Source organism: Rhizobium sp. BK456 (assembly GCF_014194045.1).
GTDB classification, from domain to species: domain Bacteria; phylum Pseudomonadota; class Alphaproteobacteria; order Rhizobiales; family Rhizobiaceae; genus Rhizobium; species Rhizobium redzepovicii.
In genome coordinates, this window is sequence record NZ_JACIAO010000005.1 from 183,640 (window position 1) to 204,836 (window position 21,197).

Consider the following 21,197-nt stretch of genomic DNA (forward strand, 5'->3'; position numbering starts at 1 on the left):
GCGAAATCCTTTGGGATCAGGCCGTCCTGCGCGCCGGCGCCTCGCGCAGGAAATCCTCGATGAACTGCTTCTGCAGCAGGATGCCGTCCCATTCGTCGGGGAAGAAGGGCGAGTCGTAGATCAGCGTGAAGGGGCCGGCGTAACCGGCCCGCTCGCACATCTCCAGGCACTTGCGGTAATCCTCTGCATCGAGGCCGGCAACGGTGTAATCGGCCTTGGCATGGCAGATTTCCGCCCGGCGCATGATGTCGGCGAGACCCTCGTATTTCGCGGGCGCTGCCCAATTGCCGAGGTCGCCGTTGAGGCCGACCTTGGCGTCCAGCCGATCCAGCAGCCAGTTCATCTCCACGGGCGACGGCAGCAGGTCGAACCAGTTCTCGACGACGACGCGCACACCACTACCTTCGGCTTTTTCGGCCAACCAGCCGAGGTGACGGGCGGCACGGCTCAGGTTTTCCTCGGTCGGCTTCTGCTTGCCGGCGATGACGCGCATTCTCTGCGCTCCAAGGGAAACGGCGATATCGATCCACTGCGCCATCCATCTGACGTCGCGTTCAGCCGTCTCGGGATGGCTTGGATCGCCGTCCTCGACGAGCAGTGTCTGGAACAACACGTCCGAGGCCGTCATTGCGTCGCGCAATTCACTTAGATAGCCGGCCTCAAGGCTCGGCAGATGGAAGGAACATATCTCCAGACGATTGACGCCGCGCGCCGCAAGCGCCGCCGGCATATCGATCAGTGCCGCGGCACCAGGGCCATAGGGTTCTTTCGGCGCAGAACTTTTGTGAGGATCGGGGCTGTAGCCATAAACGGCACCGAGCAGCCGATGCAGCGACCACGTCGAAACCGCGAAGCGTCCGTTTTGCAAGATCTGCACGTGCGTTCCTCCCAGATTTCCTCCTGCCATCAATCGCAATAAAAGCCCGGCGGTTCAATTGCCAATCAGGCGAAATCGCCGCGGATGACCGGCTCGGCGGCTAGGGCAACTCCCAGCAGCGCTTCGTCGCGACGGGCGGTGGCCGAGAGCAGCAGGCCGACCGGCATGCCGAAGGCACCCGTGCCGCAGGGGATGGAGACGGCGCACCAGTCGAGGAAATTGCCGAGCGCGGTGTTGCGCAGCGTCTTGTTGTTGGTCGCGAAGAACAGCTCGTCGTCCTGCTCCAGCGGACCGATTGGCGGCGCGACATGGGCGACCGTCGGAAAAGCGAGCAGGCGGTCGCCGACAAGGCGCTCGACATCCGCGATCATCCGTTTGCGCGCATCGAGGATCGCCAGGTAATCGGCCAGGGTCGTCCTGCTTCCCAGGCGGGTGCGCATGACGACGCGGTGGTCCATCCTGTCCGCGTCCGGTCCGGCCAAGCGCTCATGGTGAAGTGCGAAAGCTTCGGCGGTGACCAGCGGGCCATATCTCGTCATCAGATCGAAAATCACGTCGAAGGCGGGAATGACGGCACGGGCAACATGGGCGCCGGCCCTTTGAAGCCGTTCCAAACCGGCCTCGAAGGCGGCGATGACGCCCGGTTCGGCTCCGTCGAAGACGATATTTTCAGGCACGAGCAGTTCCAGACCCTGCAACGGACGCTCGACGACGTCAGGCGCGATCCGGCCGCGCATCGCCGCATCGATCCACACCGCATCCCTGACGCTGCGGCAGAGCGGCCCCAGCGAATCAAGGCTCTTGGCCAGCGGATAGACGCCTTCCATCGCATGACGGCCGCGGGTCGCCTTGTAGCCGACAATGCCGTTGAAGGCGGCGGGAATGCGCACCGAGCCGCCGGTGTCCGTGCCCATCGCGACCGGCACCAGGCCGGCTGCGACGGCGACACCGGCACCCGAGGACGAGCCGCCCGGAATGCGCGGGAGATCGGTGCCACGCGGATTGACCGGCGTGCCGTAGTGCGGATTGATGCCGAGGCCGGAAAAGGCGAATTCACTCATATTGGTGCGGCCGATAGCGACCATGCCCGCCTGCCTGAGGAAGCCGACGACGGCCGCATCGCGCCTGGCCGGCGCATCGGCGGCCAGCACGACGGATCCCGCCGTCGTCGCCAGGCCTTCGATATCGAAAAGATCCTTCCAGGCGATTGGAACGCCGTCCAGCAATCCGAGCGATCGGCCTTCCCGCAGACGTTTGGAAGAGGCGCGCGCTTCCTCCATCGCGCGGCTTTCGGTCAACGTGGTGAAGACCGCCTTGTCGGCATAATCAGCGATGGTGCCGAAGAAAGCCTCGGCCACATCGACCGGATCGGCCGCGCCACCTTGAATGAGGACGGAAAGCTGGGCGACCGACATCGCGCCGAAGGATTTGCTCATGGGACGATCCACAGAAAGATGATCCTCTGGACTACCCCGGATCATTCCGGCGAGCCAGAGCATCACGATATTTTGCATTTATTAGGACGATTTTTTGAACACTGAGTTTGCAGATTGCCCCTTCAATTGCCGCGATTAAAGACACACATGCTGCACGCATGCGGGAGTCGGTCCGCCATGAGGGTTGAGAGTTTATTCTTGAGAGGCCGGCGCCGCATGTGTTGCAGGAGTAATTTAGATGACAGATTGTGAAACTTTGACCCATCGCCAGGATATGGTGACCCTCCATGTGAAAGAGGACGAAACCACCGGCTTGGGGGAGCGCGACTATGTGGAACATGTCAGCGCCCAGAAACTTTCGGGCTTCGAGCGCATTGTCGTCGTCGCCGCGCTGGCTCTCTTGAGCTTTGTCGGTTTCGCCGCATATTCTTCCAATGAGACGGACCCGGTGACGACATCGGCCATCGCTGCCCCCGCCGGCGACAGCGCGCCGCACCATCAGCCTTACGGCCATTGCCGTGAGAGCAGCCCATACGCTGAAAGGGTCTGCTGAAGGCGAGCTCGGCTCGCGCGGGTAAAATCACCTCGCCGGGCATGGAGACCTTGGCCCAGGCTGCATAATGCAGGAAAAGGGAAAAGGACCATGGCCGGTGATATCGATTACAATCTCGACCGTTTCGTCGACGCTCAGAACGGCGTCTACGAAAAAGCGCTCTTGGAGCTGAAAGCCGGGCGCAAGACCTCCCACTGGATGTGGTTCATCTTCCCTCAGATATCAGGTCTCGGCACCTCGCCAATGGCGGAAAAATACGCGATCCGCTCGGCTGAGGAAGCCACCGCCTATCTCGCCGATCCCATTCTCTCCAGCCGGCTGCTGCGCTGCGTCGAGGCGATCCTGTCGGTGGAGGGCCGATCGGCGCATGAGATCCTCGGTTCGCCCGATGACCTGAAGCTGCGCTCGTCAATGACCTTGTTTGCCGCAATCAGCGACCATGGCTCGCCCTTTCACCGCGTGATCGAGCGTTTCTATCAAGGGAAATTCGACGACCGGACGATGGATATCCTCCGGACTTAGAATAGGTGATTTGGGTCCGGTCGGCCTAATGTCGCCCGAGACTGCTCACAGCTTTCCGCACTCTCTAATTTAGAACAGGATTCAGGCAGGCCGGGCTTGAAATCATCCTGTTCTGGCGGTCCGGCCTGCTTCCAATTCGTCAATTTCGTCGGAAATTTCGCTCAGCCGCTGACGCAGGTCGCTGTCGGTGCCGTCATCGACCTCTTCCTCGCCGAAACAATAGCGCGCATCGTGAAGCTCCAGCTTGGCTTCGAGTTCGGCACGTTTGGCATACAGGCGCTTGAGATAGACGTAGTTCATCTCCCGGTCTCCACTTGTCCTCCGGTGAGGGAAAAACGGTATGGAAGCGGTAAGGTTCCCGAAAAACCGGTTCAGGCGAAAGAGGCGATCGCCGCATTGCAGGCCTTGGCGAAATGACCGCAGCAGCTGGCAGCACCCATCGCCTGACGGCTGACGCGAGCACCTTCGAGCAGCAGCGTCAGCGTATCGGCAAGAAGCTCCGGCTCGCGCGCATTGGCCGCCGAACAGAGCGCGGCCAGACGATCACGCTGTTCTGCCTTGTGGCGCTCGATCATCTCGTGGGCGGGATGGCCCTCGCCCTTCAGTTCGATGGCGGCATTGGCGAGATCGCAGCCGGCGGGCTCGCCGTTCAGACATTGCGCCCGCATCTCCACCCAAGCGTAGAGCTGGGCGCGCGGATTGCCGGGATAGGCCGCCTCCAGCTCGCGCCAGATCGCACCCGCCTTTTCCGACGCGCGGCGCAGCGTCTCGCAGACAAGCTCGTCCTTCGAGCCGAAATGCCGGTAGAGCGTCATCTTGTTGGTCAGAGCCGCGTCGGCGATGGCATCGACGCCTATGCCGCGGATGCCGCGCTCGCGGAAAAGCTCCGAGGCGGTCGAGACGATACGTTCCCGCGGCGGGATGCGATCTTCTGGAACGGCTGCGGAGATTTCATTCGAAGTTTCTGATTTTTTTGCGGACGTAGTCCTTGACATCGATGTGACCGATCGGTAACAAATGCATTGTTACTTACCGGTAACACCACCAAACGCGAAAGTCAATGAGAACACGGCAGCGCAAAGTGGAACACGGGCGACCGCCCACGAAAGGAGGACAACCATGAGAAAGACCAGAGACGACCTGACGATATCCGAAGCCCTTCGCGACCCCCTGATCGCCATGGTGTTGCGCGCCGACGGCGTGAAGCTTGAAGATTTCAAGCAACTCCTTGAGACGGCCGCCGGCAAACGCGAACCGCGCTCGACGCCGGTCGGCAACATCATTGGAGCGATCGCAAACCGCACCAATCTGCCGGCGATGCCCTGCTTCGGCTGAACACGCTGCCTGAAAATTTCGGGGGATCTCTCCCTGCCCCCGTCAAGGGCTGTCGTCAGAAAGAGGCGGCGGCCCTTGCTGCTTGATCATAGTGGCCGGAAAGCGCCCTGAGCGTCGCCGCCACCGCCGATGCCGCTGCGGCATCGAGCCCCAACCCCTTGACCGATTCCACCAGCAGCGCTTCGCGCACCGCCCGATATTTCAGGCAGATTTCCAAGCCCTTTTCGGTGGCGGCGATCAGCTTCTCCTTGCCTGCCCGCGTGCTTTTCACGAGGCCGCGCTTTTCCAGCTTCTTGATCGCATAAATCACCAGATGAGTATCCTCGACGCCGAGCACGCTGCACAGATCGCCGAGCCGTTTCGGCCGCTGCCGGTGCGCCACCGAATGCAGCACCAGAACGTCGATCGGGGCGCATCCAGGCTCGCCAGCCGCCGTCATGCAGCGTACCATCCAGCGGTCGAAGGCATTGCCGGCGAGGATAAGGCCGAACTCCAGCTCCGAAAGAGCCGGAAGCGCGCCATCGGCCAGATGTGCGGAGGAGACGATCGGCCCGATTTCCGCTTGTCTTCCACGCCCATCTGTCATGTCCACCCTCCATGATCCGAGAGGAAACGTTGACATTTTATCGATAAATCGTCAATAAATTTTCAGTTCAACAGGAGGCCGGACGATGGGCGGACAGTGGGATTTCTGGATCGATCGCGGCGGCACCTTCACCGATATCGTCGCACGCCGTCCCGACGGTGCGCTGATCGCCCACAAGCTGCTTTCGGAAAATCCGGAAGCCTATCGCGACCCGGCCGTGCACGGCATTCGCGAACTGCTCGGGCTCAAAGCCGGTGATCCTGTCCCTTCCGAGCGCATCGGCGCGGTGAAGATGGGAACGACGGTCGCCACCAATGCGCTCTTGGAACGCAAGGGGGATCCGACCCTCCTGGTGACGACCAAAGGTTTCCGCGATGCGCTGGAGATCGGCTACCAGGCCCGCGCCGATATCTTCGCCAAGAAGATCGTCAAGCCGGAACTGCTCTATGCCGGCGTCATCGAGGCCGACGAGCGCGTGCTGGCGGACGGCACGGTGGAACGTCCGCTCGACGAGGGCAGGCTGCGGCAGGCGCTCGAAGCCGCCTATGCCGAGGGCCTGCGCGCCGTCGCCATCGTCTTCGTGCACGCCTACCGCTATCCCGAGCATGAGCAACGGGCCGCCGCCATCGCGCGCGCGATCGGCTTCACACAAATCTCGCCCTCGCACGTCGTTTCCCCGCTGATCAAGCTCGTCGGCCGCGGCGACACTGCCGTCGTCGACGCCTATCTGTCCCCGGTTCTCCGGCGCTATGTCGATCAGGTCGCCACCGAACTCGGCGCCGTCGAGGGGCAAGGCCCGAAGCTGATGTTCATGCAGTCCTCCGGCGGGCTGACCGACGCGCATCTGTTCCAGGGTAAGGATGCGATCCTCTCAGGCCCCGCCGGCGGCGTGGTCGGCGCGGTCGAGGTGTCGCGCATTGCCGGCTTCGGCCAGATGATCGGCTTCGACATGGGCGGCACCTCGACGGATGTGTCGCATTACGACGGTGAACTGGAGCGCGCCTTCGAGACCGAAGTCGCCGGCGTGCGCATGCGCGCGCCGATGATGAAGATCCACACGGTGGCCGCTGGCGGCGGTTCGATCCTGAGCTTTGACGGTTCGCGCTTTCGCGTCGGCCCTGAATCAGCCGGCGCCACGCCCGGCCCGAAATCCTATCGCCGCGGCGGCCCGCTCACCGTCACCGACGCCAACATCATGACCGGCAAGCTCCTCCCGGAATTCTTCCCGGCGATCTTCGGCCCGAGACAGGACCAGCCGCTCGATGCCGGGGCGGTGCGCGCCGCCTTTGCCGAGATGGCAAAGACGATCGGCGGCGGTCGGACGGCTGAGGACGCCGCCGACGGTTTCCTCGCCATCGCTGTCGAGAACATGGCCAATGCCATCAAGAAGATCTCGGTCCAGCGCGGTTATGACGTTTCGGGCTATGCGCTCACCTGTTTCGGCGGCGCCGGCGGCCAGCATGCCTGCCTCGTCGCCGATAGCCTCGGCATGAAAAGAGTGCTGATCCACCCCTTCTCCGGCATCCTTTCGGCCTATGGCATGGGCCTCGCCGATATCCGCGCCACCCGCCAGCGCGCGGTGCTGACCGAACTTGCTACGGCGTTGGTGACGATCGGCGAGATCAGGGCCGGGTTGGAGGCGGAGGTGCGCGAGGAGTTGACGCTGCAAGGCGTCGAGGCCGCCGACATGGAGGTCGTCACCCGGCTGCACCTGCAATATAAGGGCACCGACACCGCCCTGCCCGTCGCCTTCGGGCCCCAGGAGGAGATGGTGCAGGCCTTTGCCATCGCCCATAAGAAACAGTTCGGCTTCATCTTCGAAGACCGGCCCGCTGTCGTCGATTCCATCGAAGTCGAGGGCATCGGCGGCGGCGCCGATATCGAGGAAGCTTATAGGGAGGCGAAAGTCTTCGAGCCGGAAGCGCTGCGCACGACCCGCTTCTATTCCGGCGGAACATGGCAGGACGCCGGAATTTTCAAGCGCGACGCGCTGAAGCCCGGCGCCATCCTCAGAGGGCCTGCCCTTATCATCGAAGCACATCAGACGATCGTCGTCGAAGCCGGCTGGCAGGCGCGGCTCACCGGCCACGATCATATCGTCCTCACCCGCGAGATCCCGCTTGCCCGCCATGCCGCGATCGGCACCAATGCTGATCCGGTCATGCTCGAAGTCTTCAACAATCTGTTCATGGCGATCGCCGAGCAGATGGGCGTGACGCTGCAGAACACCGCGCATTCGGTCAATATCAAGGAGCGGCTCGATTTCTCCTGCGCCGTCTTCGACCGCACCGGCGCACTCGTCGCCAATGCGCCGCATATGCCGGTGCATCTCGGCTCGATGGATCGTTCGGTCGAAACCATCATCCGCCTCAACGAAGGCCGCATCCATCCGGGCGACGTCTTCGCGCTCAACGCGCCTTATAATGGCGGCACGCATCTGCCCGACATCACCGTCGTCACCCCTGTTTTCGACGATGCCGGAGAGGGGATCCTGTTTTACGTCGCCTCGCGTGGCCATCATGCCGATATCGGCGGCAAGGCGCCGGGTTCGATGACGCCGCGAGCGACGAAGGTCGACGAGGAAGGCGTGCTGATCGACAATTTCCTGCTGGTCAACAAAGGCCGTTTCCGCGAAGCGGACTTCGCGGCGATGCTGACCGACCATCCCTATCCCGCCCGCAATCCGGCTCAGAACCTTGCCGACGTCAAGGCGCAGATCGCTGCCAACGAAAAGGGCGTGCAGGAGTTGCGCAAGACGGTTTCCCATTTCGGGCTCGACGTCGTCGAAGCCTATATGGGCCATGTGCAGGACAATGCCGAAGAAAGCGTCCGCCAGGTGATCGCCCGCCTCAGTGACAGCGAATTCACCTATCCCACCGATCAGGGCGCCGTCATCAAGGTGAAGATCACCGTCGACAGGCAGGCACGTGAGGCGACGGTCGATTTCACCGGCACGAGCGCGCAACAGCCGACCAATTTCAATGCGCCGGAACCGGTGACGCGCGCCGCCGTGCTCTATGTCTTCCGCGTCATGGTCGAGCAACCGATCCCGATGAATGCCGGCTGCCTTCGGCCGATCCGGATCATCGTGCCGGACGGGTCGATGCTTCGCCCAGCCTATCCGGCCGCCGTCGTCGCCGGCAATGTCGAGACCAGCCAGCATGTGACGAATGCGCTGTTCGGAGCGCTCGGAACGCTCGCGGCAGCCCAGGGCTCGATGAACAACCTGACCTTCGGCAACGCCGCCTATCAATATTACGAGACGATATGCGCCGGCGGCCCCGCCGGCCTGCTCAACGACGGCACCGGCTTTAGCGGTGCCGATGGCGTGCACGCGCATATGACCAATTCGCGGCTGACCGATCCCGAAGTGCTAGAATTCCGCTTTCCCGTCGTGCTCGAAGATTTCCACATCCGCCGCGGTTCTGGCGGCAAGGGACAGTATAGTTCCGGCGGCGGCACCGAGCGCACCATCCGCTTCCTGGAGATGATGGATTGCAGCATTCTGTCCTCGCATCGCACGATCCGGCCTTTCGGCCTTTTCGGCGGAGAAGACGGGCAGCTGGGAAAAACCGAGATCCGCCGCGCGAACGGCACCGTCGAAAGACTTGACGGCTGCGACCAGACAATGCTCGCCGCCGGCGACGCCGTGATCGTCACGACGCCGACCGGCGGTGGCTACGGCAAGCCGGACTGAAACGCGTCAAGTCAAACTTTGATCGACCCGCTTCAGCTCCTTGTTTCACGCATGTCTTTAACCCGGAACCGCCAATCCCAGGCGACTTGCGTCAAAGGATCGGCTTGCCGCCAGTGACCGCGATTGTCGTGCCGGAGACATAGCTCGACAAGGGATCGGCCAGCATCACATAGGCTGTAGCCAGCTCCGCCGGCTGGCCGGGCCGTTTCATCGGCACCTGCTTGCCGAAATTGCTGACGCTTTCCTCGGGCAGCGTCGAGGGAATGAGTGGCGTCCAGATCGGCCCCGGCGCCACGGCATTGGCGCGGATGCCCTTCTCGGCCAGAAGCTGGGCAAGGCCGGCGGTGAAATTCTGGATCGCGCCCTTGGTCGTCGCATAGGCAAGCAGTGTCGGGTTCGGACTGTCGGAGTTGATCGAGGCGGTGTTGATGATTGAGCTGCCGGGCTTCATATGGGGAACGGCCGCCTTGGTCAGATAGAACATCGCATGGATATTGACCTTGAAGGTCAGTTCCCACTCCTCGTCGCTGATTTCGTCGATGCTCTTGAAGCTCGCCTGATGGGCCGCATTGTTGACGAGAATGTCGATACCGCCGAGCTCCTTGACCGCCGTCTCGACGATCTGCCGGCACAGAGCCGGATCCTGGATATCGCCGCTGACCATCACGGCCTTGCGACCGGCCTCCTCGACCAGCCGCTTCGTCTCGTCGGCATCCTCATCCTCGTCGAGATAGGAAATTACGATATCGGCACCTTCCCTGGCATAGGCGATCGCCACCGCCCGGCCGATGCCGCTATCGCCGCCGGTGATGATCGCCCGCTTGCCCTTCAGCCGCTCGGAGCCGCGATAGCTTTTTTCGCCATGGTCGGGAACCGGGTCCATCTGTGCGGTAAAACCAGGCATCGGTTGTTTCTGGGACGGGAACGGCGGTGTCGGATAATTCGTCATCATGACCTCCTGGGTTCAGGATCAAACTCAGGCTGCGGTTTGTTGTTCCAAGTTTTTGATGGAGTTCTTTCCGAGCGGGCACACCGTACAGAGAATGATCTTGCTGCCACATTCCTCCGCACGATCAACCTACAAAATGTTGCGATTTGCCACAGCGACCGCTATGCCATAGTAATGTAACATGATCGCAGTTTTAACGAGGTGCATGGAATTGGACGGAAAAACATCACCCGCAGTTTACGCCGAAGACGAGGGCCATTCCGAGGAAGCCGCCGGCAAGGGCGCGCGGCGCGCGCGCGTCAGCGGTATCGACCGGGCGCTTCAGGTGATCGATCATCTCTATGAGACGGGATCGCCTGCCGGTGTCTATGCCATCGCCAAGGCCGTGAAGGCGCCGCTGTCGACCGTCTACGTCATCGTCGACGATCTGGTCGAGAAGAACATGCTGACACGCCAGGCTGATGGTTCCATCTGGCTCGGCGCACGGCTTTATCACTACGGGCTCGCCTATGCCCGGTCGCTGGATTTCATGAGCATCGCCACCCACGAAATGCACGATCTCTGCCGCCAGGCCGGCGAAACCGTGCAGGTCTGCGGCCGCGACGGTGATTATATGCTGGTGCTTGCCATGGCCGATGGCCCGAGCCACTTCCAGGTGGCGTCGCGCGTCGGCACAAGGGTGCCGCTGAACTGGACGGCGTCGGGCCGCCTGCTTGTCGGCCATCTGCCGGAAGAGGAGCGCATCGAGCTGTTCAAGCGCTGCGCCCGCTCGTCTCCGACCGGCCGCGCCGAGATCGATCCAAGCACGCTGTCGGAAGCCGCCGCCAAGGCCTTTGAGGCGCGCCTGTCGATCCAGGCGGGGGAATCGGACTATGCGGTTGCCTGCATCGCCTCGCCGATCTGCGATCGCGACGGCCACTGCGTCGCCACCATTTCCATCGTGCTGCCGGAGCAGAAAGCCTTCTCCGACGAGAACCACTATACCGCGCATGTACGCAATTCGGCGGAGCGGATCGAAAAGCTGATGGGCTGGCGCAACCGCTGAGGCTTTCCTCGGTCGCCGAACCAATCCCGGCGGCCGGTCCTAACGGTAGGAATAACCGTGGCTGTGGCGCACCAGCTTGCGCGCCCGCGGCACGTAGCGGCTGGCTGCAACGGCATCGGCGCCCATCACCGCGTAACGCGGCTCGAACAGCTTGCTGAGGACCGAAACGTCGCCGTTGGAATCCGTCGTCTCGAGTTCGCAATCGACAAGGTCGAAAATGGTGAATTCGGCTTGCGCGCCGACCAAAAGCCGGTTCTCCATCGACAGCTTGATGACCGAGGCCGGTGCATGGGTGACGGCCTCGACCACCTTGTCGAAGGGCATGCCGACGCTGAGCAGCTTCGACATCGTCGTCGCCAGGTCCCAGACCGGAAAATTCATCGAATGGCCGTGCAGGTCGGTCGAGATCGAGAACGGCAGCAGCCCGCGCGCGATCGCCGCTTCCGCCACCTTGAAGGAGAAGGAGGCGCCGCCGTGGCCGATGTCGAGGCGAATGCCCTCGGAGGCGCAGCGCTCGGCGAGATTGAAAAGATCCTCGTCCTCCATGATGCTCGAACCCGCCTTGCCGTTGAAGCAGTGGGTGACGACATCGCCGGGACCGAGGATCTCCAGCACTTCGTCATAGAGCGCCGGCGGTTCGCCGACATGCACCATCATCGGCACTTTCAGAATCTTGGCGATCTTCTTGCCGAGCTTGACAGGGGTGACACCCCAGGAGCCGGTGATGACATGGCTGGCGCGCACCTTGATGCCGACGATGTGCTCGCTGTTTTCGGCGTAGACTTCAAGGATCCGGTCGAGATCGATATCTCTTATATCCCTGAGTTCGGCGACGCGATTGCAGGCGACAAGGCCGATCGAGCCGAAGTTCAGGAAGGCCTTGATGCGCTCGCGCGAGGGCTCGATGATATATTCGCGGAAGCCATGGAAATTCGCCTCACCAGCCGAACCGGCATCGACCAGCGTCGTGACGCCGCGCTCGAGACCGCATTCGGAGGGACGAATGGAAATGTCGGTGCCCCCATGCCAGATATGCACATGCAGGTCGATCCAGCCCGGCGAGACGAAGGCGCCCTTGCCGTCGATGCGGGTCACATCCTCAGAAACGGCGAGCGCCGGACCGATCTTTGCGATTTTGCCGTCGCGATCGACGAGAATGTCGAGCGCCCCTTCGACAGTCCCCGCACCGAAAGCCATCGGTTTCACATTGGTGAGGAGGAGCGGCTTTTTCGCCTGGTCGCCGGACTTGCTCATATCGCGTCATTCCACAGTTATGTTATATAAATCTTTATAATAGAATAAAGCTGGAGGTGCGCCTGTCAAGCAAAATGACGCGACGAGGGCGGCCGCGAAAAATGCTGGCGAAGGCGCGCCAATCTGAAATCCACCTACTGAAGGAGCACCGGATCGCCGTCTGTTTCAGCTGGAAAGCACGGAATAATCGACGTGTTCGAGATAATCCGGATCTGCGAAGGCGTCGATCACCGTCACCCTCCCGTCGGCGATGGTCAGCGTCACGACGACGCGCAGTTCGTCCTTGATGCGGACGATGAATCCGACTTCGCCGTCGACGAGCGCGGCTTCCGCCGCCTGTGCCCGGCCCTTGAACAGCTCTGCGACCTCGAACGCGCCGCGCCTTCCGCCAAATGGACCGAATCGCGCTGCCGTCGCATCCGGCCGGAAGACGACATCGGGGGCAAGCACGGCAAGCAACGCCTCGAGATCACCGTTGCGCGATGCCGTCAGGAAGGCTTCCGCGATCGTCCGCTTGTGGCCGAAATCGAGATCGGGCGCCTCGTCCGTGCCCTGCACTCGGCGGCGGGCGCGGCTTGCGAGCTGCCGGGCGGCGGCGGACGTGCGGCCGATGATCGGCGCGATCTCGTCAAAAGGCAGATCGAACATGTCATGCAGCACGAAGGCGACACGCTCGGCCGGCGCCAGCGTCTGCAGCACGACGAGCAAGGCCACGCCGACCGATTCGGCGAAGGCCGCATCGCGCTCCGGATCGTTTGCCGGATCGGCGATCGCGGCATGAACCGGCATCTCCAGCGGCTCCTCCCGCCGGGTCTTGCGCGCACGCAGCATGTCGAGACAGATGCGCGCCACCACTGTCGTCAACCAGCCGCCGAGATTGCCGACGTCGGTCGTATCCGCGCGGTTGAGCCGCAGCCAGGCCTCCTGGACGGCGTCTTCAGCCTCGCTGCGCGAGCCGAGCATGCGATAGGCCGCCGCCCGCAGATGCGCCCGGTTCGCCTCGAATTGATCGGCCAGCCATTTTTTCTCGTTCATCCGTCACATTCCTTCGCTGCGTTCCGTCAAGCCCATGACGAATGAAACCCGGCCGGTGTGACAGCGCCGGCGGATCGTCGAAGAGCAAAATGCATCAAGGAGACATATCATGCAGGAAAAATTGGTCATGCAGGAGAGAATGGGAAATCCCGCCCTGGTGCTTCCCGCCGCCATGCAGGCGCTGACGGCGCTTGCGAAGGTGCCGGCCGAGGCTGGCCTTTCGCCGAAGCTGCTGGAACTCGTCAATCTGCGCGCCAGCCAGATCAACGGCTGCAGCGTCTGCATCGACGGTCATCCGCGCATCGCCAAGAAGCTCGGCGAGACCGATGAAAGGCTTTTTGCCGTCAGCGCCTGGCGCGACACGCCCTATTTCAGCGGTGCCGAGCGGGCAGCCCTTGCGCTGACCGAGGCCGTGACCCGCACCAGCGACCGTTCCGACCCCGTGCCCGACGAGATCTGGGACGAGGCGACCCGGCACTATGACGGCAAGAGCCTCGCGGCCCTCGTCATCGCCATCGCTAATATCAATGTCTGGAATCGGCTGAACATCGCCACACGGCAGATCGCCGGCGCCTGGAAGCCGTAGATGCGGTTGCCGGCAGCGAATCACCCCTACGCTGCCGGCAACTGAAGTTCAGATGATACCACCGCCGCCGGCAACCGAAGCCGGGCGCTCGGCCGCAATCTTCTTGCGGTAGCCGCTGGCGCGATAGGCCGCGATCGGGTCGATCGCGCCGCCGGACCTGCGCCGGGCTTCGGCGAGGATCGGCTCGACATCGGCGCGATAGGCGCGCTTCAGCGTTTCCGACGCCATCAACGCGTCATTGTCGTCCTGATAGCCGGACAGCGCCTTGCGGTCGACGAGCAGCGCCTGCGCGTAGGCGCGGCGGATTTCGTTGGCGCTGTTGATCAGGCTCTCAATCGGGTCGGTGACATTATGCGACTGGTCGATCATATGGGCCGGGTTGAAGTCGTTGACCCCACGCTGCTCGGCATCGACCAACTCGTTGAAGACGAGAAACAGCCGATAGGGATCGATCGCGCCGGCATCGAGATCGTCGTCGCCATATTTCGAATCGTTGAAGTGGAAGCCGCCGAGCTTGCCGAACTGGATCAGCCGGGCGACGATCATCTCGATATTGGTGTTCGGCGCATGATGGCCGAGATCGACGAGGCAATGAGCCTTGGGACCGAGCGTCTGGGCGATCAGATAGTTGGTGCCCCAATCCTGCACGATCGTCGAATAGAAGGCCGGCTCGTACATCTTGTGCTCGGTGAACAGCTTCCAATCGTCGGGCAGCGCCTGGTAAATGTCAGCCATCGAGGCGAGGTAACGCTCGAACGCCTTGGTGAAATTGCTCTGGCCGGGGAAATTCGAGCCGTCGCCGATCCAGACGGTCAGCGCCTTCGACCCGAGTGCCTTGCCGATCTCGATGCATTCGAGATTGTGCTTGACCGCCTGTGCCCGCGTCGCCGCGTCGGTGTGGCTGAGCGAGCCGTATTTGTAGGAATGGGCTTGTCCCGGCGCATCAGAGAAAGTGTTCGAATTCATTGCATCGAAGCCGAGGCCGAGCGCATCGCCCCTGGCCCTCAATTCCTTGGCATCCGCCTTGTCCCAGGGAATATGCAATGAGACATTCGGTGTCGCCTGCGTCAACTGATTGATGACGGCGCAATCGTCGAGCTTGTCGAAGATGCCGCGCGGCTCGCCCGTGCCGGGAAAGCGGGCAAAACGCGTGCCGCCGGTGCCGACACCCCAGGAGGGAACGGCGACGAAAAATTCCGCGACCTTGCGGGTGATTGCCTCGATATCGACGCCGCGGCGGTCAAGGTTCGCACCCAGCGCCTCGTAATCGGCTTTCAGTGCGGTCGCCCGCTTGTCGTTATCCGTCGCGATGAGATCCTGCGCGATCCTGAACTCGGCCATTCTTTCCTCCCACTGATGCAATTTCTACATTGGGACCGCCGTGGGGCCGCCCCTCATCCGCCTGCCGGCACCTTCTCCCCGTTCAGACGGGGAGAAGGGGGTGTGGCGCATCGTCTCCGTCCCACTCCAACATTTCGTTGGGCAAGTCCCTCTCCCCGTCACGACGGGGAGAGGGTTAGGGTGAGGGGCAGACGCATCCGCCGCCGATCAAAATTACCGCGTAAAGCTCTGCACGTTGCCGGCATCGACGTTGATGATATTGCCGGTCGATTTTGCCGAAAGGTCCGATGCCAGGAAATAGATCGCCTCGGCGATATCCTCCGGAAACACGTTGAGTTTCAGCATCGAACGCTTGCGGTAATGTTCCTCGAGATCATCCACCTCGATCTTCGAGGAGGCGGCGCGCTGCTCGCGCCATTCGCCGCTCCAGATCTTCGAACCGCGCAGCACCGCATCCGGGTTGACCGTGTTGACGCGGATGCCGGCATCGGCACCTTCCAGCGCCAGGCAGCGGGCGAGATGGATCTCGGCGGCCTTTGCGGTGCAATAGGCAGCGGCATTCGGCGAAGCGGCGAGACCGTTTTTCGAGGCGACGAAGACGATGTTGCCGCCGAGCGCCTGACGGCGGAACAGGCGGAAGGCTTCGCGCGAAACCAGGAAATAGCCGGTCGCCAGAATATCGATATTGCGGTTCCACGTCGCAAGCTCGGTGGCTTCGATCGGCGCGGAGGAGGCAATGCCAGCATTCGAGACGAGGATATCGATGCCGCCGAATTCGACCGAGGCTTCCGCAAAGGAGGCGATCACCGCATCTTCCTTGGTGACGTCAAGCCGGACGCTGCGCACCGCGTCGGCGCCAAACTTCTTGACGAAATCGGCCTCGGTGCCCTCAAGCGCCGCCTGGTCGATATCGGCAAGCACCACGCAGGCGCCCTCGCCGACGAGGCGCGCAGCGGTCGCCCGGCCGATGCCGCCGGCGCCGCCGGTGACGAAGGCCACTCGGCCGGCGAGGCTCTTCGGCTTCGGCATGCGCTGCAGCTTGGCCTCTTCGAGAAGCCAGTATTCGATATCGAAGGCTTCCTGCTCCGGCAGGCCCTGATATTCCGAGACCGTCGAAGCGCCGCGCATGACGTTGATGGCGTTGACATAGAATTCGCTGGCGATGCGCGCCGTCGCCTTGTCGCGGGCGAAGGACAGCATGCCGACGCCGGGAACGAGGAAGATGACCGGATTGGCGTCGCGCATGGCGGGCGAATTGTCATGCTTGCAGTCGTTGTAATAGCGGGCGTAATCGGCGCGGTAATCCTCCAGCGCCTGGTCGAGGCCGGCAACGATCGCGTCGACATCCGGCTTGGCGGGATCGAAATCGACGATCAGCGGGCGGATCTTGGTGCGCAGGAAATGATCGGGGCAGCTGGTGCCGAGCGCGCCGAGCGGGCGCAAATCCTTCGAATTGACGAATTCGAGCACGGCGTCCTGATCGTCGAAATGACCGAGCTTGCGCTCCTGCTTGCCGATGCGGCCGCGAATCTCAGGCATCAGCCGGGCAGCGATGGCGCGGCGTTCGGCAACCGGCAGACTCTCAGCGACGGCACCGCCGAAAATCGTCTTGCCTTCAGTCTTTTCGGCAAACCAGACGATCGCCTTGTTGATGATATCGAGCGTCAGCTCGTAGCAGGCCTTGGCATCATCAGCCCAGGTAAAGAGGCCGTGGCTTTCGAGCACGACGCCCTTGGCATTCGGGTTCGCCTTGACGAAGGCTTCGAGATCGAGGCCGAGCTGGAAGCCCGGACGGCGCCAGGGCAGCCAGCCAATCTCGGCGCCGAAGATCTGCTGCGTCAGCTCTTTGGAATTCTTCGATGCGGCAATGGCGATGATGGCGTCGGGATGCATGTGATCAACATGGGTGAACGGCACGAAGCCGTGCAGCGGCGTGTCGATCGAAGCGGCGCGGGCATTGAGGTTGAAGGTACAATGCGGCAGGAAGCCGACCATGCGGTCCTCGTCTTCGACGCCCTTATAGATTGATTTCAGCGCTTCCAGCTTGTCCTGGTAGAGTGTGGCAAAGCCGTCGAGCTTGATGGTGCCGACATCGCCGCCGGAGCCCTTGACCCAGAGCACCTTGACCGTGCCGCTGGTCAGCGGATCGGTCTCCATCACCTTCGCCGAGGTGTTGCCGCCGCCGTAATTGGTGATGCGCTTGTCGGCGCCGAGCAGGTTGGAGCGATAGAGCAGCTTGCCGGGCTCATCGAGGCCTGCCGCATATGCATCATCCCACCGGTTATCCAGAAGCCGGACGTTCGCCGCCATATCATCCTCCCATATAGGCTTGTCAGGGGCCGCGATCAGCGCGCCCTTTCGCTCACGGTATCGCGCATCAAAAGTGTGCTTGTCAATCGAAAACGATCATATTCGATTATGCTGCATCGCAATATGAAAATTTATGATCGTTTGTGATTGACAGTCATTAAGGGATGCGAAATAAATGTGACAAGAGGAGGAGCCCAATGCACGAACGCGAACGCCATCGCATCATCTTAAGCGCTGTTCAGGAAAAGTCGGTGGTGACGATCCAGGACATTGCCGAGCTGACGGAAGCTTCCGAAGCGACGATCCGGCGCGACATTGCGGCTCTTCATGTGCAGGGCAAGATCCGTCGCGTCCGCGGCGGCGCCGAAGCGGTGCATCCGCCGCAGCTCGGCAATCTCGCCGGCCGGCCCTTCCGGGTTTCAGAATCAGTCAACATCGATAAAAAACGTGCAATTGCCCGCGCAGCCGTCGATCTCTGCGAAGCGGGCGATGCCATCATCATCAATGGCGGCACGACAACCTTCCAGATGGTGCATTACATGGCCGGCCATCGCCTGCAGGTGATGACCAATTCTTTTGCCATCGCCGAACATCTGGTCAAACATTCCAAAAACACGGTGACGGTGCCGGGCGGCGCGATCTATCGCGAGCAGAGCCTCATCCTGTCGCCTTTCGACAATGACGCGATCCGCAATTTTTATGCGCGACGCATGTTCATCGGCGCCCAGGGCGTCGGCCCGCTCGGCATCATGGAGGCGGACGCCCTCATCATTCAGAGCGAGCAGAAGCTGATGCACCAGGCCGACGAACTCGTCGTCATGGTCGATTCAAGCAAATTCAATCGCCGGTCGAGCCTCATTCTCTGCGCGCTCGACCGCGTCTCTGCGATCATCACCGATGACGGGATTTCGGAAGAGGCAGCTCGCATGGTCGAGAATGCCGGTGTCCGGCTGGTTGTCGCGACCCCGGTGGCGCAGCTTGCGAAGGAGGATTCCTCGTCGGTCGCATGAGGCGCCGCCGAGGTGTGGAAGTCTAAATCTTAATGGGAGGAAAGTGACATGAAATTCGCAAAGACACTGGCGCTCGGCGCAGCGCTTGCCGTCGCTATGATGGCCGGCACTGCCAGCGCCAAGGACATCAAGATCGGCCTCGTCGTCAAGTCGCTCGGCAACGGCTTCTTCGACGCCGCCAACAAGGGCGCCCAGGAAGCCGCCAAGGAACTCGGCGGCGTAGAAGTGATCTACACCGGCCCGACCTTGACGACGGCCGAAGGCCAGATCGAAGTCATCAACTCGCTGATCGCCCAGGGCGTCGACGCCATCGCCGTCTCGGCCAACGATCCGGATGCACTTGTCCCGGCACTGAAGAAGGCGACCCAGCGCGGCATCAAGGTCATCTCCTGGGATTCGGGCGTTGCGCCGGAAGGCCGTATCCTGCAGCTCAACCCTTCGTCCAACGAGCTGATCGGCAAGATGTGCCTGACGCTCGTCAAGGACCATCTCGACGGCGGCAAGGGTGACTTCGCCATCCTGTCGGCAACCACCACCTCGACCAACCAGAACATCTGGATCGACCAGATGAAGAAGCAGCTCAAGGATTTCCCGGGTCTCAACCTCGTCACCACGGTTTACGGCGACGACCTCTCGGACAAGTCCTATCGTGAAGCCGAAGGCCTCTTGAAGTCGAACCCGAACGTCAAGGTCATCGTCGCTCCGACGACGGTCGGCGTTCTCGCCGCTTCCAAGGTCGTCGAAGACAAGGGTCTCGTCGGCAAGGTCTACGTCACCGGCCTCGGCCTGCCGTCCGAAATGGCCGGCGCGATCAAGTCGGGCGCCACCAAGGAATTCGCCATCTGGAACCCGATCGACCTCGGCTACTCCGCAACCCAGATCGCCTATCACCTGGCAAAGGGTGATGCCGATGGCAAGCCGGGCAGCGAAATCGAAGCCGGCCGCATGGGCAAGATCAAGATCGGCGACAACGGCGAAGCCGCTATGGCCGATCCCTTCGTCTACAATGCTTCGAACATCGACCAGTTCTCCAAGGTCTTCTGATCCACAGCCGACGAATAAGATCCCGGCGGCCTTGCCGCCGGGATTTCCCTTTCGACATTTGGTAGAAATCTGATGAACGCCGCCTTTCAACAAACCGTCACGGACAGCAAAACCGGCGATGCGCCCGCCATTCTGGAAATGCGCGGCATCTCCCAGATCTTTCCGGGCGTGAAAGCGCTCGACAATGTCAGCATCGCCCTTCATCCCGGCACGGTGACGGCGCTGATCGGCGAAAACGGTGCCGGCAAATCGACGCTCGTCAAGATCCTGACCGGCATCTACCGGCCGAACGAAGGCGAGATCCTGGTCGACGGCCGGCCGACGAGTTTTGCCAGCGCCCAGGCGGCAATCGATGCCGGCGTCACCGCCATCCATCAAGAAACCGTGCTTTTCGACGAGCTGACGGTTGCCGAAAACATCTTCCTCGGCCATGCGCCGCGCACGCGCCTGCGCACCATCGACTGGCAGGTGATGAACAACCGCTCGAAGACGCTGCTGACCGCGCTCGAAAGCAATATCGATCCGACCATCCGGCTCAAGGACCTCTCCATTGCGCAGCGCCATCTGGTGGCGATCGCCCGCGCTCTGTCGATCGAGGCCCGCATCGTCATTATGGACGAGCCGACGGCCGCCCTTTCCCGCAAGGAAATCGACGATCTCTTCCGCATTGTCCGGGGCCTGAAGGAACAGGGCAAGGCGATCCTCTTCATCAGCCACAAGTTCGATGAGGTTTACGAAATCGCCGACGATTTCGTCGTCTTCCGCGACGGCCGCGCCATCGGCCAGGGCCGGCTCAAGGACACGCCGCAGGACGAGATCGTCCGCATGATGGTCGGCCGCGACGTCGAGAACGCTTTCCCGAAGATCAATGTCACCATTGGCGGCCCGGTGCTGGAAATCCGCAACTACAGCCACCGCACCGAATTCCGCGACATTTCCTTCACCCTGCGCAAGGGCGAGATTCTCGGCATTTACGGGCTGATCGGCGCCGGCCGCTCGGAACTCTCCCAATCCCTCTTCGGCATCACCCGGCCGCTCTGCGGCACGATGATGCTCGAAGGCCGCGAGATCACCATCCATTCGCCACAGGATGCGATCCGCGCCGGCATCGTCTATGTGCCGGAAGAACGCGGCCGCCACGGGCTGGCACTGCCGATGCCGATCTTCCAGAACATGACGCTGCCCTCGCTCACCCGCACCTCGCGCCGCGGCTTTCTGAGAGCGGCGGAAGAATTCGCGCTTGCGCGCAAATATGCCGAGCGGCTGGATCTGCGCGCCGCCGCGCTTTCCGTGCCGGTCGGCACGCTGTCGGGCGGCAACCAGCAGAAAGTCGTCATCGGCAAATGGCTGGCGACGTCGCCGAAGGTGATCATTCTCGACGAACCCACAAAGGGCATCGACATCGGCTCGAAGGCGGCCGTGCACGGCTTTATCAGCGAACTTGCCGCCGAGGGCCTGTCGATCATCATGGTCTCTTCCGAACTGCCCGAGATCATCGGCATGTCGGACCGGGTTCTGGTGATGAAGGAAGGGCTCGCCGCCGGAATTTTCGAGCGGGCCGAACTGTCGCCGGAAGCGCTGGTGCGCGCCGCCACCGGCAATGCATGAGGTAGAAGT

Annotated in this window: 19 protein-coding genes; 9 read left to right on the forward strand and 10 right to left on the reverse strand. The window is 62.2% G+C overall.

Annotation, left to right across the window (positions count from 1 at the left end):
• Positions 1 to 16: 16 nt before the first annotated feature.
• Both FHX03_RS16265 and FHX03_RS16270 read right to left on the reverse strand, forming a co-directional pair.
• Entirely contained in the window at positions 17 to 877 is an 861-nt protein-coding gene (locus FHX03_RS16265) for a sugar phosphate isomerase/epimerase family protein (RefSeq protein ID WP_183854545.1), read from the reverse strand.
• 65 nt (positions 878 to 942) lie between these two features.
• The gene (locus tag FHX03_RS16270) at positions 943 to 2,313 is read right to left on the reverse strand and encodes an amidase (protein WP_183854546.1); all 1,371 of its coding nucleotides are present in this window, start codon (positions 2,311 to 2,313) and stop codon (positions 943 to 945) included.
• 274 nt (positions 2,314 to 2,587) lie between these two features.
• On the opposite strand from FHX03_RS16270, the gene FHX03_RS16275 reads away from it, so the two are divergent.
• Together FHX03_RS16275 and FHX03_RS16280 are read left to right on the forward strand one after the other, a co-directional pair.
• Positions 2,588 to 2,866, forward strand: a complete 279-nt coding sequence (locus FHX03_RS16275; RefSeq protein WP_183778318.1) for a hypothetical protein — start codon at positions 2,588 to 2,590, stop codon at positions 2,864 to 2,866.
• Positions 2,867 to 2,956: 90 nt separating this feature from the next.
• Positions 2,957 to 3,388 carry a DUF1810 domain-containing protein gene (locus FHX03_RS16280; RefSeq protein ID WP_183854548.1) on the forward strand — a complete coding sequence of 144 codons (432 nt, stop codon included), beginning with the start codon at positions 2,957 to 2,959 and terminating at the stop codon, positions 3,386 to 3,388.
• Between the two features lie 102 nt (positions 3,389 to 3,490).
• On the opposite strand, the gene FHX03_RS16285 is transcribed toward FHX03_RS16280, so the two are convergent.
• Both FHX03_RS16285 and FHX03_RS16290 read right to left on the reverse strand, forming a co-directional pair.
• Positions 3,491 to 3,688, reverse strand: coding sequence for a hypothetical protein (locus FHX03_RS16285; protein WP_183854550.1), 198 nt, complete (start codon positions 3,686 to 3,688; stop codon positions 3,491 to 3,493).
• A 71-nt stretch (positions 3,689 to 3,759) separates the two neighbouring features.
• Positions 3,760 to 4,383, reverse strand: coding sequence for a TetR/AcrR family transcriptional regulator (locus FHX03_RS16290; RefSeq protein ID WP_097628969.1), 624 nt, complete (start codon positions 4,381 to 4,383; stop codon positions 3,760 to 3,762).
• 124 nt (positions 4,384 to 4,507) lie between these two features.
• Here FHX03_RS16290 and FHX03_RS16295 point away from each other — a divergent pair, with 124 nt between their 5' ends.
• Positions 4,508 to 4,723, forward strand: coding sequence for a hypothetical protein (locus FHX03_RS16295; RefSeq protein WP_183854552.1), 216 nt, complete (start codon positions 4,508 to 4,510; stop codon positions 4,721 to 4,723).
• Between the two features lie 55 nt (positions 4,724 to 4,778).
• On the opposite strand, the gene FHX03_RS16300 is transcribed toward FHX03_RS16295, so the two are convergent.
• Positions 4,779 to 5,309, reverse strand: coding sequence for a winged helix DNA-binding protein (locus FHX03_RS16300; RefSeq protein ID WP_183854554.1), 531 nt, complete (start codon positions 5,307 to 5,309; stop codon positions 4,779 to 4,781).
• A gap of 85 nt (positions 5,310 to 5,394) precedes the next feature.
• Between FHX03_RS16300 and FHX03_RS16305 the strand changes: the two genes are divergently transcribed.
• The gene (locus FHX03_RS16305; protein WP_183854557.1) at positions 5,395 to 9,006 is read left to right on the forward strand and encodes a hydantoinase B/oxoprolinase family protein; all 3,612 of its coding nucleotides are present in this window, start codon (positions 5,395 to 5,397) and stop codon (positions 9,004 to 9,006) included.
• A gap of 91 nt (positions 9,007 to 9,097) precedes the next feature.
• Here the strand turns inward: FHX03_RS16305 and FHX03_RS16310 are convergent, their stop codons facing one another.
• Positions 9,098 to 9,955, reverse strand: a complete 858-nt coding sequence (locus FHX03_RS16310) for an SDR family oxidoreductase (protein WP_183854559.1) — start codon at positions 9,953 to 9,955, stop codon at positions 9,098 to 9,100.
• Positions 9,956 to 10,160: 205 nt separating this feature from the next.
• Between FHX03_RS16310 and FHX03_RS16315 the strand changes: the two genes are divergently transcribed.
• Positions 10,161 to 11,000 carry an IclR family transcriptional regulator gene (locus tag FHX03_RS16315; protein WP_131710852.1) on the forward strand — a complete coding sequence of 280 codons (840 nt, stop codon included), beginning with the start codon at positions 10,161 to 10,163 and terminating at the stop codon, positions 10,998 to 11,000.
• A 39-nt stretch (positions 11,001 to 11,039) separates the two neighbouring features.
• Here FHX03_RS16315 and FHX03_RS16320 read toward each other — a convergent pair whose 3' ends face one another.
• Both FHX03_RS16320 and FHX03_RS16325 read right to left on the reverse strand, forming a co-directional pair.
• Complete coding sequence (locus FHX03_RS16320; RefSeq protein WP_183854561.1) at positions 11,040 to 12,254, reverse strand: amidohydrolase/deacetylase family metallohydrolase; 1,215 nt, start codon at positions 12,252 to 12,254, stop codon at positions 11,040 to 11,042.
• Positions 12,255 to 12,419: 165 nt separating this feature from the next.
• Positions 12,420 to 13,289 carry a sigma-70 family RNA polymerase sigma factor gene (locus FHX03_RS16325; RefSeq protein WP_183854563.1) on the reverse strand — a complete coding sequence of 290 codons (870 nt, stop codon included), beginning with the start codon at positions 13,287 to 13,289 and terminating at the stop codon, positions 12,420 to 12,422.
• A 127-nt stretch (positions 13,290 to 13,416) separates the two neighbouring features.
• Between FHX03_RS16325 and FHX03_RS16330 the strand changes: the two genes are divergently transcribed.
• Positions 13,417 to 13,875 (forward strand): carboxymuconolactone decarboxylase family protein, encoded by a 459-nt coding sequence (locus FHX03_RS16330; protein ID WP_037074429.1) that lies wholly within the window; start codon positions 13,417 to 13,419, stop codon positions 13,873 to 13,875.
• A gap of 48 nt (positions 13,876 to 13,923) precedes the next feature.
• Here the strand turns inward: FHX03_RS16330 and rhaI are convergent, their stop codons facing one another.
• Positions 13,924 to 15,216 (reverse strand): L-rhamnose catabolism isomerase, encoded by a 1,293-nt coding sequence (gene rhaI, locus FHX03_RS16335; RefSeq protein ID WP_183854565.1) that lies wholly within the window; start codon positions 15,214 to 15,216, stop codon positions 13,924 to 13,926.
• A 213-nt stretch (positions 15,217 to 15,429) separates the two neighbouring features.
• Entirely contained in the window at positions 15,430 to 17,526 is a 2,097-nt protein-coding gene (locus tag FHX03_RS16340) for a bifunctional rhamnulose-1-phosphate aldolase/short-chain dehydrogenase (protein WP_183854567.1), read from the reverse strand.
• Positions 17,527 to 17,723: 197 nt separating this feature from the next.
• Here FHX03_RS16340 and FHX03_RS16345 point away from each other — a divergent pair, with 197 nt between their 5' ends.
• The 3 genes from FHX03_RS16345 (at position 17,724) to FHX03_RS16355 (ending at position 21,188) form a co-directional block, all read left to right on the forward strand.
• A complete protein-coding gene (locus FHX03_RS16345; protein ID WP_097628961.1) occupies positions 17,724 to 18,536 on the forward strand; it encodes a DeoR/GlpR family DNA-binding transcription regulator in 813 nt (270 codons plus the stop codon).
• 48 nt (positions 18,537 to 18,584) lie between these two features.
• On the forward strand, positions 18,585 to 19,580 hold the full coding sequence (gene rhaS, locus FHX03_RS16350) for a rhamnose ABC transporter substrate-binding protein (protein WP_183854569.1): 996 nt from the start codon (positions 18,585 to 18,587) through the stop codon (positions 19,578 to 19,580).
• 72 nt (positions 19,581 to 19,652) lie between these two features.
• A complete protein-coding gene (locus FHX03_RS16355; RefSeq protein WP_183854571.1) occupies positions 19,653 to 21,188 on the forward strand; it encodes a sugar ABC transporter ATP-binding protein in 1,536 nt (511 codons plus the stop codon).
• Positions 21,189 to 21,197: the final 9 nt, after the last annotated feature.

Coding starts and splice junctions, on each gene's coding strand:
- FHX03_RS16300 (WP_183854554.1), bottom strand. CDS start 5,309: ATGACAGATGGGCGTGGAAGACAAGCGGAAATCGGGCCGATCGTCTCC.
- FHX03_RS16285 (WP_183854550.1), bottom strand. CDS start 3,688: ATGAACTACGTCTATCTCAAGCGCCTGTATGCCAAACGTGCCGAACTC.
- rhaS (WP_183854569.1), top strand. CDS start 18,585: ATGAAATTCGCAAAGACACTGGCGCTCGGCGCAGCGCTTGCCGTCGCT.
- FHX03_RS16330 (WP_037074429.1), top strand. CDS start 13,417: ATGCAGGAGAGAATGGGAAATCCCGCCCTGGTGCTTCCCGCCGCCATG.
- FHX03_RS16280 (WP_183854548.1), top strand. CDS start 2,957: ATGGCCGGTGATATCGATTACAATCTCGACCGTTTCGTCGACGCTCAG.
- FHX03_RS16340 (WP_183854567.1), bottom strand. CDS start 17,526: ATGGCGGCGAACGTCCGGCTTCTGGATAACCGGTGGGATGATGCATAT.
- FHX03_RS16355 (WP_183854571.1), top strand. CDS start 19,653: ATGAACGCCGCCTTTCAACAAACCGTCACGGACAGCAAAACCGGCGAT.
- FHX03_RS16315 (WP_131710852.1), top strand. CDS start 10,161: ATGGAATTGGACGGAAAAACATCACCCGCAGTTTACGCCGAAGACGAG.
- FHX03_RS16290 (WP_097628969.1), bottom strand. CDS start 4,383: ATGTCAAGGACTACGTCCGCAAAAAAATCAGAAACTTCGAATGAAATC.
- FHX03_RS16345 (WP_097628961.1), top strand. CDS start 17,724: ATGCACGAACGCGAACGCCATCGCATCATCTTAAGCGCTGTTCAGGAA.
- FHX03_RS16320 (WP_183854561.1), bottom strand. CDS start 12,254: ATGAGCAAGTCCGGCGACCAGGCGAAAAAGCCGCTCCTCCTCACCAAT.
- FHX03_RS16310 (WP_183854559.1), bottom strand. CDS start 9,955: ATGACGAATTATCCGACACCGCCGTTCCCGTCCCAGAAACAACCGATG.
- FHX03_RS16270 (WP_183854546.1), bottom strand. CDS start 2,313: ATGAGCAAATCCTTCGGCGCGATGTCGGTCGCCCAGCTTTCCGTCCTC.
- FHX03_RS16325 (WP_183854563.1), bottom strand. CDS start 13,289: ATGAACGAGAAAAAATGGCTGGCCGATCAATTCGAGGCGAACCGGGCG.
- FHX03_RS16305 (WP_183854557.1), top strand. CDS start 5,395: ATGGGCGGACAGTGGGATTTCTGGATCGATCGCGGCGGCACCTTCACC.
- FHX03_RS16275 (WP_183778318.1), top strand. CDS start 2,588: ATGGTGACCCTCCATGTGAAAGAGGACGAAACCACCGGCTTGGGGGAG.
- FHX03_RS16295 (WP_183854552.1), top strand. CDS start 4,508: ATGAGAAAGACCAGAGACGACCTGACGATATCCGAAGCCCTTCGCGAC.
- rhaI (WP_183854565.1), bottom strand. CDS start 15,216: ATGGCCGAGTTCAGGATCGCGCAGGATCTCATCGCGACGGATAACGAC.